Below are 13,285 nucleotides of genomic sequence, written 5' to 3' on the forward strand. Positions count from 1 at the left end.
ATGAAAAAAAGCACGTTAGCCGTCGCCCTCTCTGCAATATTCCTTTCCACATCCGTCCGGGCCGATCCCAGCATGAGCAGCATCGAAGCCCGCCTTGCGGCGATGGAGCAGCGCCTGCAGGCTGCCGAGCAGCGGGCGAATGCCGCGGAAAGCCGCGCAGAGGTCGCTGAAAAAAAGGCTCAGATGGCTGAAAGACAGGCTCAGCAGCTGGCAGCGGTGCAGCACCAGACCCAGACCTCTGCCGCTGAGGTCGCTCAGCGCACCGCGAAACCGGAACTAAAATCTGCCGATGAAGGTAGCTTTGAGTTCCACGGTTATGCCCGCTCGGGATTATTGATGAACAGCTCCGCCGCCAGAACACAGGGTGGCCCGACCGTAACACCGGCTGGAGAAACCGGCGGTCACGTCGGGCGTCTGGGTAATGAGCCGGATACCTACGTTGAGCTCAACCTTGAACATAAGCAGACGCTGGACAATGGTGCCACCACCCGCTTCAAAGCGATGCTGGCCGATGGACAGCGCACTTATAACGACTGGACGGCCGCCAGCAGCGATCTCAACCTGCGTCAGGCGTTTGTCGAGCTGGGACAGCTTCCCACCTTCAGTGGTGCGTTCGATAACGCAACGGTCTGGGCCGGTAAGCGTTTTGATCGTGATAACTTCGATATTCACTGGATCGACTCCGATGTGGTCTTCCTTGCCGGAACCGGTGCCGGTATCTACGACATGACATGGAGCGATCAGGCGCGCAGCAACATCTCGCTGTATGGCCGTACCTTTGGTGACATCGAAAACAATGAAAACACCGCGCAGAACTACATCCTGTCGCTGAATAACTTTGTCGGCCCGGTGCAGATGATGGTCAGCGGTATGCGGGCGAAAGATAACGACGATCGCCGGGATATCGACGGCCTCCGTGTCAAAAGCGATGCGGCAGAAACCGGCGTCCATGCGCTGCTGGGCCTGCATAACGACAGTTTTTATGGGCTGACAGAAGGCTCGTCGAAAACAGCCCTGCTCTATGGTCATGGCCTGGGCGCTGAGGTGAAGTCGATTGGTTCTGACGGCGCACTGCTACCGGAAGCGGATACCTGGCGGCTGGCGAGTTACGGTACAACGCCTCTTGGCGGTGGCTGGCACATTGCGCCCGCCTTACTGGCACAGCGCAGTGACGATCGCTATGTCAAAGGTGACAGTTACGACTGGGCGACAGTCAACCTCCGGCTGATTCAGGAGATCACGCAGAACTTCGAGATGCAGTATGAAGGCTCTTATCAGTACATGGATCTGCGTCCGGAAGGCTACAACAACCGTAACGCGGTCAGCGGCAGCTTCACCAAACTTACCGTTGCACCAACCCTGAAAGCCGGTGATGTCGGCGACTTCCTTAAACGTCCGGAGATTCGTCTGTTTGCCACCTGGATGAACTGGGATCACCGGCTGGATAACTATGCCAGTGACGACGCGTTCGGTAGCAAAGGCTTCGATGCCGGCGGCGAATGGAACTTCGGCGTGCAGATGGAAACCTGGTTCTGATCGGGCGGCCCCGGCTGCCGGGGCCTGAACGTCACGCGGATAAAAACATAACAAGAGTGAGGTATGTATGGACTATGTAAAAATATCGCGGGCCCTGCTGCCCCTGCTGGGTGGAAAAGAGAACATTGCCAGCGCGGCTCACTGCGCCACCCGACTGCGGCTGGTGCTGGCAGATGATGAGAAAGCGGACACCAACGCGATTGGCCAGATTGAAGGCGTTAAAGGCTGCTTCCGCAACGCCGGACAGCTTCAGGTTATCTTCGGCACCGGCGTGGTGAATAAGGTCTACGCCGCTTTTATCGCCGAGGCGGGCATCAGCGAATCAAGCAAGTCTGAGGCTGCTGATATTGCCGCCCGCAAGCTCAATCCTTTCCAGCGCATCGCTCGCCTGCTGTCGAACATCTTTGTGCCGATCATTCCGGCGATTGTGGCGTCAGGTCTGCTGATGGGCCTGCTGGGGATGGTTAAAACCTACGGCTGGGTCAATCCGGAAAATGCGCTCTACATCATGCTGGATATGTGCAGCTCAGCGGCCTTTATTATCCTGCCGATCCTGATTGGCTTTACGGCGGCCCGCGAGTTTGGCGGTAACCCGTTTCTGGGCGCGACGCTGGGCGGCATTCTGACGCACCCGGCGCTGACTAATGCCTGGGGCGTCGCCGCCGGTTTCCACACCATGAACTTCTTTGGCATTGAAGTGGCGATGATTGGCTATCAGGGTACGGTATTCCCGGTACTGCTGGCGGTGTGGTTTATGAGCATGCTGGAAAAGCAGCTGCGTCGGGTGATCCCGGATGCGCTCGATCTGATTCTGACCCCGTTCCTGACGGTGATTATCTCAGGCTTCATTGCGCTGCTGATTATCGGTCCGGCGGGCCGTATGCTGGGCGATGGGATCTCTTTTGTGCTCAGCACCCTGATTGCTCACGCTGGCTGGCTGGCGGGACTGGTATTTGGCGGGCTCTACTCGGTGATTGTTATTACCGGCGTGCATCACAGCTTCCATGCGATTGAGGCGGGACTGCTGGGTAACCCGTCTATCGGGGTTAATTTCCTGCTGCCTATCTGGGCAATGGCGAACGTAGCTCAGGGCGGGGCCTGTCTGGCGGTGTGGTTTAAAACCCGCGATGCGAAGATCAAAGCAATTTCGCTGCCCTCGGCGTTTTCAGCACTGCTGGGGATCACCGAGGCGGCTATCTTTGGTATCAACCTGCGGTTTATGAAACCCTTTATCGCGGGTCTGGTGGGCGGCGCGCTGGGCGGTGCCTGGGTGGTATCGGTCCATGTCTATATGACGGCGGTCGGACTGACCGGCCTGCCGGGCATGGCGATTGTTAAGGCGGGTTCTCTGCTCAATTATGTCATCGGCGTCGCCATCGCGTTCACCACCGCGTTTGTGATCTCTTATCTGCTCAAATACAAAACGGACTCTGAATAATGGCCTCATCAACACGTCTTGCCGCCATTCTGCAGGCGGTGATGCAGGGTATGCCAAAAGCGCTCAGCGACAGCCACTATCCCGGCTGGCATCTGGCACCGGTTACCGGACTGCTTAACGATCCCAACGGCTTCATCCATTTCGACGGTCACTATCATCTCTTCTACCAGTGGAACGCGCTGGGCTGTGCGCATCAGCATAAATGCTGGGGGCACTGGCGCTCAGCCGATCTGCTGCACTGGGAGCATCAGCCCATCGCGCTGATGCCGGATGAGGAGTATGACCGCAGTGGCTGCTACTCCGGCAGCGCGGTCGACGATAACGGCGTATTGACACTGATCTACACCGGCAACGTAAAATTCGATGATGGCTCACGCACGGCGTGGCAGTGCCTGGCGCAGCAGAACAGTACGGGCGGTTTTGACAAGCTCGGCCCGGTCATCGCCTTACCGGAGGGCTACACCGGCCACGTTCGCGATCCCAAAGTGTGGCGTTACGACGATCGCTGGTACATGGTGCTGGCGGCGCAGAATACGCAGCGGCAGGGCAGGGTGCTGCTGCTGCATTCTGACAATCTGCGGGAGTGGCAGAATCCCGGCGAGATCGCGGGCAGCGGACTGGGCGGGCTGGATGCCGCGGGTTATATGTGGGAGTGCCCGGACATGTTCACGCTCGGAGACAGCACCTATCTGATCTGCTGTCCTCAGGGTGTTGCGCCCGAAGAGAAGCGCTTTCTGAACAGTCACGCCTGTGCCTGGCTGAGTGGCGAGCTGAATTATCAGCAGCCTGCATATCAGCATGGCCCGCTGAACGAAATGGATGCCGGCTTTGAATTTTATGCTCCGCAAACCACGCTGACCGCGGATGGCCGGCGGCTGCTGGTGGGCTGGATGGGGACGCCGGACGGTGAAGAGATGGCCCAGCCAACCGTGGCGCAGGGCTGGATCCATCAGATGACCTGTCTGCGCGAACTGAGCTCACGTAACGGGCGGCTCTGTCAGCAGCCCATCGCGGAACTGCAGGCGTTGCGCGAGCACGAGCAGCACTATCAGGGCCACGCCGATGATGCGCCGCCGATTGCCGCCCAGCGGCTGGAGCTTGAGCTTGAGAGCCAGGGCGACATCGAGCTCAATTTCGCCGATACCCTGATCCTGACGTGGCAGCACAACGAACTGCGGCTTGCCCGTCGCAGCCTGGTGTCGGGTGAATGGACGTATCGTTACTGGACCGGGGCAGCCCGCCGGTTACAGATTCTGTGTGACCACTCCAGCGTTGAGATCTTCATCAACGACGGTGAAGGGGTGATGAGCAGCCGCTATTTTCCGGACCAGCCGGCGCTGCTGACTCTGCGCGGGCGCGCAGAACTGCAGGCCCGCTACTGGTCGTTACGTCGCTGCATGGTAGAATAAGCCCTTGTTTCACTAACCGATGTCTTGCCGTGAGAAAAACAAAACGCGTTACCATCAGTGATATCGCCGGGCTGGCCGGGGTTTCAAAAGCCACTGCCAGCCTGGTGCTCAACGGCCGTGGCGAAGAGTTGCGGGTCGCGAAGGAGACGCGTGAGCGGGTGCTGACGCTGGCCCGTGAACACCATTATCAGCCCAGTATCCATGCGCGGATGTTGCACGACGCCCGCAGTCATACGCTGGGGCTGGTGGTACCGGAGATCACCAACCACGGTTTTGCCGCTTTCTCTCATGCGCTGGAAAATCTCTGCCGTGCGGCGGGTCTGCAGTTGCTGATCGCCTGTACCGACGAAAATGCCGGTCAGGAACAGGTCGTGGTCAACAATCTGGTGGCGCGTCAGGTCGACGGCCTGATTGTTGCCTCCAGTATGCTGACTGACAGCGACTATGTCAGCCTCAGCGAACAGCTGCCTGTGCTGCTGTTTGACCGCCACATGAACAACACGACGCTGCCCTGGGTCATCACCGACTCCGTGACGCCCACCGCTGAGCTGGTTGAAAAGCTAGCGCGCGCCTGTCCGGAGGAGATCTACTTTATGGGCGGACAGTCCGATCTCTCTCCGACTCAGGATCGTCTGGCGGGATTCAGAGAGGGGCTGGCGCGGGCCGGTGTGAGGCTGCAGCCGGAGTGGATAATCCAGGGGAACTACCATCCCGGCAGCGGTTACGAAATGTTTGCCGCGCTATGTCAGCGGCTGGGGCGTCCTCCTAAAGCAATGTTCACTGCCGCCTGCGGCCTGCTGGAAGGGGTACTGCGCTACATGAGCGAACATCACCTGCTGACCAGCGATATCCGCATCGCCAGTTTTGATGACCACTATCTCTATGATTCACTCTCGATTCCTGTCGACACCGTAGAGCAGAATGTTCCGGCGCTCGCGCAGGCCTGTTTTTCTATGCTGACCACGATGATCGCCGGAAATGATCCAGCAGACAGCCAGCTGGTGCTGCCCGCCACGCTGCGCCTGCGCGGCTAATCGCCGGGCGCTTCTGGCCCTGGCGGCTTCACCACTCGACCGGCAGGGCGCTGACACCACGCAGGTTGGCTCTGTGATTGCGGCGAACCCCGGCGGTTACCGGCCGCATCGCTGGCAGGCGGGTCAGCAATACCTCCAGCGCCACCTCCATTTCCGCCAGTGCCAGCCGGTAGCCCATACAGTGATGTATCCCGCCACCGAATGCCAGGCAGCGTCCCTCATGTCGCCGGATATTGACCCGCTCCGGCGAGGTAAAGACAAGCGGGTCGTGATTGGCTGCGCCCAGACTCAGAAAGAAGCGCGTTCCGGGCGAAATGAGCTGGCCTGCCACCTCAATTTCTTCCAGCGTCGTGCGGTACAGCATCTGGACCGAACTGTCGTAACGCAGACACTCCTGAATGGCATCAGGTATCAGCGCATGATGATGTTTCAGGCAAGCCAGTTCCTGCGGATGGTCATGCAGGGCCAGGAGAGTATTGCAGAGCATATTTGAGGTGGTCTCATGACCGGCAATAAACAGCAGTATCACATTGGCGATGATCTCATCATGACTTAGCCGGTCGCCATCGCTGCTGCTGCGCAGAAAAAGGGACACCAGATCGCTGGCCGTGCTGTCACGGCGGGCGACGATCATTGCGCTGAAGTAACGCTCCAGGACGGCAAACGCATCGGCGGCTTCCAGCAGATCCGACTGGCTGATTTGCGGATCGAAAACTTTGACCAGTACTGACGTGAGGCGACCCAGTTCAGGCGCGTCAGACTCAGCGAGATCCAGCATCCTGCAGATAATGCGTACCGGTAACGGAAAGGCGAATGCCTGGGCCAGATCGCAGTCGCGGCGACCTGCCAGCGCATCAACCAGGTCATGAGCGACACTCAGCGCCATCTCCCGGAGTGGTTTAATTTCCCGGGCGCTGAATGCCTTCATAACCAGTCCTCTTAACCGGTTGTGATCCGGCGGATTCAGCACCAGAAACATTCTGCTGATGCCCTGAAACAGCGGCATGTCGGCGGCGGCATCACCAAATCTTAGCCTGACACTTTCCATATAATTCTTACCGACCCGCCGATCGTTCAGCAGTGCTTCCACCACCGCGTGGCTCCCGCTGATGATGATCTTATCCCCGGCTGGAATAAGCGGGCCCTGCCGATGCAGTTTTCGATAAAGGGGAAACGGATTGTCAGCGTAGTCGGGGTTCATCAGTTCATGAAGCTGCATAGCTCACTCCACAGCTTAAGGATTAATGTGAGCGCTGAATGCGTGCGAGAGAAGCGAAAAGGTTGTTTTTATCACTTCCGCTGAGGTGGGACGCCGTGAGCTGTGACATCAGATACGCTTTATCCTCCTGCGAGAAGCTGCCGGTCATCAGGCGCTGGCTGATCGCAGCCAGGAGCTGGGTATCCAGCCGTTCAATCTGCTGCCGGGTCCCGGCCAGATCGGTGACGGGTACGTCACTCTCCGGTGCTGAAAGCCAGTCAGCCCGATAGCGATACTGAATCGCTTTGCTGGCGTTCATCAGAGCATGGACAAAAGGCTCAACCGATTGAGGTTCAAGTCCTGCCTGCTGCGCGTTTTGCAGCATCTTTTCCAGAACAACCTGCTCACGAGGCAGATCCTCAACGGGTAAATGATGCTGCGCTTTATAACCCGCCACAGCCTTCATGACCTGCATGCGTTCATTCAATGCGGTGGAAAGAGCCTCGAGAGATACGGAAGAAACCGAACCTGCGAAAACGTTGCTGCACATGAACAGTGAAGAGAGAAAAACTGCCACATATTGCGTCATTGGTCTGCTCCATAAATGAAAACTGGCACTAATTTACACATGAAAAAATAACTAAGTGTGATTATTTTGTTTTCAAAATGTGAACAGGCAGGGGTATCCGCTTAGCGTTTTCAGGGAACTGATTCTGATGTGTTTTTTAACTTTTCGTTCATAAAAAATTCATATCAGCATGGAATTATGGCGGGTTAATTCAGGTTCAGCTTTGCGATGGCAGGCGCTTATCATCTGTCTTTCAGCGTCCGGGAATAAGTGGGATTTTGCCAGGATTCAGGAAGGGTCCCGCCGGGCGGCAGTGCCGCCCGAATCGGTTTATGTGTTTTCAGGGCACGAACACGGCGCGAACGCAGCCATCTTCTTTATGTTTAAACATCTCATAGCCTCGCGGGGCCTCTTCCAGTGGAAAACGATGTGTCGCCATAAAAGCCGGGTTCAGCTCATTTCTGGCAACATGCTCCAGCAGACGATGCATGTAGCGTTGCCCATGCTGCTGGGCGGTACGGATGGTCAGGCTCTTATTAATCATCAGCCCCAGCGGGAACTTATCCATCACGCCATACACGCCCAGAATCGCGATGTTGCCGCCTTTACGGCAGGCATATAACGCCTGGCGCAAGGCTGCACCGACATCCGTTTCCAGATGCAGCATCTGTTTGGTCTTGTCATAGACCTGACTCAATCCTTCACCGCGGGCTTCCATGCCGACAGCATCAATACAGCTGTCCGGGCCGCGCCCGCCGGTTAACTCCAGCAGCGCTTCGTTGACATCCACCTCGGTGTAATCCAGCGTTATGCTGCCTGCGAAGTCGCGTGCCATGGCCAGCCGTTCAGGATAGCGATCGATACCGATGACCTGATGTGCGCCCATCAGCCAGGCACTTTGCTGTGCCATCAGTCCGACACCGCCACAGCCCCAGACCACCACGGTGTCACCGGGATGAATATTACAGAAGTCGGCACCCATATAACCGGTCGGCGTCGCATCGGAGAGGAACAGCGCCTGCTCATCGGTTACGCCTTCGGGCACGACGAAGCAATCATTGTCGGCAAAGGGCACGCGAACATACTCTGCATGTGAGCCTGCATAACCGCCAAACGCATGACTGTAAGCGTAAATGCCGCCCGTGGCATGACCGAGCACCGTTTCACCTTTCTCCCACTGCGGATGCGTATTGTCACAGCAGGAGGGCAACTGATGCTGGCAATACCAGCAGGAACCACAGGAGATGAAAGAGGGCACTACGACCCGATCGCCACGCCGGATATTTTTTACCGCAGGGCCAACTTCAACCACCTCGCCCATAAATTCATGACCCAGGATATCGCCTTCCCGCATACTCGGGATCAGGCCGTCAATGACGTGCAGATCGGAGCCGCAGGTGGTGGTGAGCCTGACGCGAATAATGGCATCATGAGGATTGAGCAGACCGGGGTCGGCCACGGTTTCAACACTTAAATCGTTGACGCCATTCCAGCAGAGTGCGCGCATTTATTTCTCCTTATCCTGACGTCCGGCATGACGACCCGCAGGCTGCCCGTGCAGGGTAGGAATCTCACCGGTTTCAGCCAGACTTTTAAAGCGATGTAACGCTTTACTGGCCACCTCTTTTGGCAGCAGATCAAATAACGTCGTTACCTTTTTTCCCAGTGCGCCACCCGGCGGCGTGAACTGCAGAGTCAGAGCCAGCTCGGTGCCCCATTCCCCCGGTGCCGGGCGAAGGCGCAGTTCACCTTCGTTAGGAATGTCTGCATCCTCAAGCGAGCGCCAGGCAATCACTTCGCCTGGTTGTGCTTCGACAATGCGGGTATCCCAGCGATAGTGCTTACCCAGTGGGCCCTCAATCTGCCAGTGTGCATCGCTTTTATTGACCGGCGTCACGCTGGCAAAGTGGCTCATAATGCGGGGCAGGGTATCGGGCTCAAGCCACAGGTCAAAAAGCTCGGTAGCGGGAAGGCCCACAGTAATCCAGCGCCGTAGCGTGAGGGTATTGTCACTGGCGGTAGTCAGAGATGTTGTCGTCAAAACGTCCTCCGATAGTTCTCTCAGTGGAACAAAATCACTGATTCTGAGTTAAGAACAGCTGGCGGAATTTTGCGAGCGAAGCCGCGCCCTGCAGGTCATCTCTGCAAGGCTATAAAGCTTCTGCGATGCATGCCGGGTTATGCGCACAGTAAGGCGTCATGCCTGTCGGATAATCGGTATAATACGTGCCGCCGGTTTCATCATTTTTAGCAGCAAAAAGAGGCAGATATGTCTGTAACTGAAACGTCAGCCAGTGGTAAAAATGTCGCGGAACTCGTCGGGATCCTGGAAAAACAGGCGGCAAACCGTGCGGATGCCAACTGGCACAATGGTCTGAAAAGCAGCACCAGAATCGCACTGGAAAAAATTAATCATGCGGTTGAGGCAAAGTGGATCGGCGCAGAAGAGGGTCTGAACCTGAAGCAGCGCGTTTACAGCATTCAGGATGAATTGATAGAGCTGGCGCTGTGGTGATTTAAATTGCCCGGCGATCCGCCCGTAAATCAGCGGGGGTAAAAAAGTGATATTTCAGCACGCAGCGCCGTCCGGCATTTTGCGCGCTTCGCAGAGACGGCGTATTGCCGGGCAGAATGGTGCCGGTCAGCATCGCATCATGACCGCAGTAATGGTGAAGCTGCTGCAGCAAACGCTGCTGAGCGCGTGCAGCGAGTCCACGGCCCTGATACGCCGGCAAAATCACCTCATCCATGATCTGAAATCCCTCAATAAAGGCCAGTCGTCGTGGCACACAAATCATCAGCCCCGCCACCATGCCCTGCCAGAGGATCAGAAACACATGCCCCCCGGCAATATCGTCCCGTAATTCCTGCCTGCTGGTGGCCATCAGCTGATCCCGCAGATGCGGCAGCGTGTGCCAGCTTGCACGATAAGCACGGTTAATGGCGGAGCTACAGAGGGGATAATCTTTCCGGCAGGCGGTAATCAGCGAAATCTCGTCATCGTCAGACGCGGAGTGTGAGCCCGGAACGCTGAGGTAAATCAGCTGATCGGTTATACCAATATCAGGATCCGTGGCCGGCAGCAAAATACGCATCTTCAGCGGCCTGATCGTTTGCCACTCATGCATGATGGCGGCTGCAGCTGCGTAATCCAGTACGCCATCACGGGCCACGATCTCAATAAAAGGCTGAGCGGGGTCGCCCCCCAGATAGCGCGGGCCGGTGAGAAAACGCTGGCCGTTAATCGTCAGTTCGCGCTGCAAAAACGTGTGCTGGGGCAGGCCGGTTTCACGCCAGGGAAAGGCGGCAGAGAAGTGATGATCGTGGCACCGGGCCTGCTGCTGCGCCAGCCAGCGGGTAAGCCAGTCGCTGAGACATTCAGATGAGACGGGCACATTACGGTAGAGCGATACCATATAATTCAGCATAAGATTCCTTATTGCCCGCCGTCAGTAATCTCCTGCCTCTCTGCGTACACGACAGAACCATGCCGATAAGGCTGCTGAGAGTGTAAACGATGCGTTCGCTTTATGACCATCATCATCGCATCGGTCAGCACGAATATTTTGGCATTTCATAACGGTTCCGGTGCTGCCGCGCGCACGTTCTCATGCCTCAAATGCAGTCAGATAATCGTCATCCTCCTGTGCGCTTATTATCACCGCCGGCTTGCTGATTAAAAAAACAAAGAGCATTTTCCCGGCTTTTGGCACGTTACGCAAACATGGTCAAATTAATTGATGCAATAGGGCTAAGTTGCCCCAAAATTAAATGAAAAATAAAATATTCGTTTTTTACGAAAATATTACGGAATCAGATAATCGGCGGCCGGTAAATGTATTATGCTAAACAGGCTGTTCAATAATTATAAAATGCACGATCTTTTTAACACCCGGGGGTCACATGGTCCATATTGATTTATGTACCAAAGAGGGCGTGATGAAGGCTTATGCTTTCCAGACGCCCATGCAGGCGATGAGCCTGCTGGATAAAATTAAAGATGACGAATTTCAGTGGTTTAATCTGGAATGGGAAGGGTGTCGCTTTACCTGCCCGCATCAGTTTATTAAAAGACTCAGCAGCCGTTCTTATATTAAGTCGTTCTGGCGTTAATCCGACCGCAATGATTAATCCTGTGCCTGACTGCGTATTCATAACGCGGATTTAATTTAACTGTTTTACGGGCATTTCATTCATAATGATAAACGGGGCAGATTCTGCCCCGTTATTTTCTGTGTCTGCAGCACCTCATGCTGGCGCTCAGCGATAATAAGGCGTCTCACCTGAGCCGGTCACGGCTTAATCCGTTTCATTATTACGGCTTAATTATTTTCGGATGCTGTTTATCAGTGCCTGAGAAATGCTCAACAAGGCCTTATGCAAGCCCATAAGGATTTGTCCTGCTACCGGCAATGCAGTGTGATCCACTGTAAATCCTCTTCTGTTCTTCCCTTGACGTTAAGCATCAACTGTTACACTCAGGTGATACTTCATCCGGATCCCGACTGCAATGTTCCATGAAAAAATGCGCCTTCGTTCGCTGCTGACTTTGCTTTCCATTGGGGGCGTCATTCTGACCTCCGGTCTGCTGCTGAGTGCGCTGCTGCTGTTTCAGAAGGCCAATATTGAAGACAGCCTGCTTGAAGGAAACATTGCCTATGCCCGCAAACTGGCCGATACCACCGATCGTTACCTGACGACAGCACAACGGGAGCTGGCCTGGAGCGCATCGCAGATCAAGGGCCTTAGCGATCTGAAACAGCTAAAATCAGAAACCGATCGTCTGCGCATGCAGTCTGGCTTTTTCAACTCGGTGGTGGTGGTTAACCACGATGCCATTATTGCGGCAACTTCTCCGGATAGCCTGAATCTGATAGGCGTGAAACTTCACTCAGCAGCCAGTCTGCAGGCTATTGCCACCCGTAAGCCCTTTATCTCCGCGCCCTTTACCTCTGCCGCCGGAAACTATGTGGTGTTTTTATCTCAGCCGCTGTTCAGCGAAGAAGGGGGCTATCTGGGCTATATCGGCGGCACCATTTATCTTAAAAAACAGAGCATGCTGAGCGAAATCCTGAGCCAGCATTTTTATACCAAAGGCTCGACGGTCAGCGTGGTCAGCAATGAGGGGCTGATTATTTTCAGTCACGATCCGGCGCTCGTCGGAACGAAGATGCTGCTGAGCCTGGCGCTGCAGAAGCGTCTGTCCACTACGGAAAGTGGACATTTTACCCTGGAAAATGGGGGTCAAAACTTTCTGACCGGCTATGGCACGCTGCATAAAACCGGCTGGAATGTGTTTATTACCGGCACCTCTGAAACGGTCAGGCATATTCTGCTGCGCACGGCAGAAAGCGCCATCTGGTTCGTTCTGGGCATTATTCTCGTAACGGCCGGCGTGATTGCTTTTATGGCTGGACGGATTGCTTCGCCACTGGAAAAGCTGGCGGACAGGGTTCGGGATGGCGGCAGCGAAGCACAGGCGGAGTCACTCGCCACCGTCAAAACCTGGTATTACGAGGCTGACCGGCTCAAAGAAGCGGTGCAGGAGCATCGCCATGCCGTGGCAGGCCATCTGGCTGCGCTTAACGATGAAGCGATGACCGATCCGCTGACCGGGCTCTGCAACCGTCGCGGATTTTCGGCGCTGGCGGCGCAGGCAGATAGTGAGCATGAACAGTGTATCATCGCGATTGATATTGACCATTTCAAGAAGATCAATGACTGGTATGGGCATGACGCGGGCGATGCGGTTCTGGTGAGCCTGGCGGCGTTGCTCCGTCAGGCCTGCCGCACCGGCGATATCGTCAGCCGGTTTGGTGGCGAGGAGTTTATACTGCTGCTGCCGGACACGACGCTGGCCGATGCTGCCCGCACCGCGGAACGCATCCGCGAGACCGTCTGCGCCACCACCTTCCCGTTCGCCGGGACGATGACCATATCCGCAGGCGTGGCTTCACGGGATGACCAGAATCGCGATCGCGAGGCGCTGTTGCGCCGGGCGGATGAAGCGCTTTACGAGGCGAAAGCGGCCGGGCGCAATACGGTTATCATTGCCGGGCCGGACGGATTCAGTACGCCTGAGTCTGCCAGATAAGATTGCGG

Annotated in this window: 12 protein-coding genes; 7 read left to right on the forward strand and 5 right to left on the reverse strand. The window is 56.1% G+C overall.

All coding sequences use genetic code 11. The annotated features are described in order from the left end of the window. The 4 genes from EGO56_RS21500 (at window position 1) to EGO56_RS21515 (ending at window position 5,417) form a co-directional block, all read left to right on the forward strand. Entirely contained in the window at window positions 1-1,536 is a 1,536-nt protein-coding gene (locus EGO56_RS21500; RefSeq protein WP_135911050.1) for a carbohydrate porin, read from the forward strand. A 67-nt stretch (window positions 1,537-1,603) separates the two neighbouring features. Then, window positions 1,604-2,974, forward strand: coding sequence for a sucrose-specific PTS transporter subunit IIBC (locus EGO56_RS21505; RefSeq protein WP_135911051.1), 1,371 nt, complete (start codon window positions 1,604-1,606; stop codon window positions 2,972-2,974). After that, window positions 2,974-4,383 (forward strand): sucrose-6-phosphate hydrolase, encoded by a 1,410-nt coding sequence (locus tag EGO56_RS21510; protein WP_135911052.1) that lies wholly within the window; start codon window positions 2,974-2,976, stop codon window positions 4,381-4,383. Before EGO56_RS21505 ends, EGO56_RS21510 begins: the two co-directional genes overlap by 1 nt. A gap of 29 nt (window positions 4,384-4,412) precedes the next feature. Then, entirely contained in the window at window positions 4,413-5,417 is a 1,005-nt protein-coding gene (locus EGO56_RS21515) for a substrate-binding domain-containing protein (RefSeq protein WP_135911053.1), read from the forward strand. Window positions 5,418-5,445: 28 nt separating this feature from the next. Here EGO56_RS21515 and EGO56_RS21520 read toward each other — a convergent pair whose 3' ends face one another. From EGO56_RS21520 to EGO56_RS21535, 4 genes are all read right to left on the reverse strand, one after another. Further along, window positions 5,446-6,636 carry a cytochrome P450 gene (locus EGO56_RS21520; RefSeq protein ID WP_135911054.1) on the reverse strand — a complete coding sequence of 397 codons (1,191 nt, stop codon included), beginning with the start codon at window positions 6,634-6,636 and terminating at the stop codon, window positions 5,446-5,448. A 22-nt stretch (window positions 6,637-6,658) separates the two neighbouring features. Continuing rightward, on the reverse strand, window positions 6,659-7,204 hold the full coding sequence (locus tag EGO56_RS21525; RefSeq protein WP_135911055.1) for a chorismate mutase: 546 nt from the start codon (window positions 7,202-7,204) through the stop codon (window positions 6,659-6,661). 319 nt (window positions 7,205-7,523) lie between these two features. Then, a complete protein-coding gene (locus EGO56_RS21530) occupies window positions 7,524-8,690 on the reverse strand; it encodes a zinc-dependent alcohol dehydrogenase (RefSeq protein ID WP_135911056.1) in 1,167 nt (388 codons plus the stop codon). Next, window positions 8,691-9,224 carry an SRPBCC family protein gene (locus EGO56_RS21535; RefSeq protein ID WP_135911057.1) on the reverse strand — a complete coding sequence of 178 codons (534 nt, stop codon included), beginning with the start codon at window positions 9,222-9,224 and terminating at the stop codon, window positions 8,691-8,693. A 228-nt stretch (window positions 9,225-9,452) separates the two neighbouring features. On the opposite strand from EGO56_RS21535, the gene EGO56_RS21540 reads away from it, so the two are divergent. Then, window positions 9,453-9,698: a hypothetical protein gene (locus tag EGO56_RS21540; protein WP_135911058.1), complete on the forward strand. Its 246-nt coding sequence runs from the start codon at window positions 9,453-9,455 to the stop codon at window positions 9,696-9,698. A gap of 1 nt (window position 9,699) precedes the next feature. Here EGO56_RS21540 and EGO56_RS21545 read toward each other — a convergent pair whose 3' ends face one another. Continuing rightward, window positions 9,700-10,611 (reverse strand): GNAT family N-acetyltransferase, encoded by a 912-nt coding sequence (locus EGO56_RS21545; RefSeq protein WP_135911059.1) that lies wholly within the window; start codon window positions 10,609-10,611, stop codon window positions 9,700-9,702. 475 nt (window positions 10,612-11,086) lie between these two features. Between EGO56_RS21545 and EGO56_RS21550 the strand changes: the two genes are divergently transcribed. Both EGO56_RS21550 and EGO56_RS21555 read left to right on the forward strand, forming a co-directional pair. After that, a complete protein-coding gene (locus EGO56_RS21550; protein ID WP_033735123.1) occupies window positions 11,087-11,296 on the forward strand; it encodes a hypothetical protein in 210 nt (69 codons plus the stop codon). Window positions 11,297-11,693: 397 nt separating this feature from the next. Beyond that, complete coding sequence (locus EGO56_RS21555) at window positions 11,694-13,277, forward strand: sensor domain-containing diguanylate cyclase (protein WP_135911060.1); 1,584 nt, start codon at window positions 11,694-11,696, stop codon at window positions 13,275-13,277. The last annotated feature ends 8 nt before the right edge of the window (window positions 13,278-13,285 follow it).

It is taken from the genome of Pantoea vagans (assembly GCF_004792415.1).
In the GTDB taxonomy this organism is placed as follows: domain Bacteria; phylum Pseudomonadota; class Gammaproteobacteria; order Enterobacterales; family Enterobacteriaceae; genus Pantoea; species Pantoea vagans.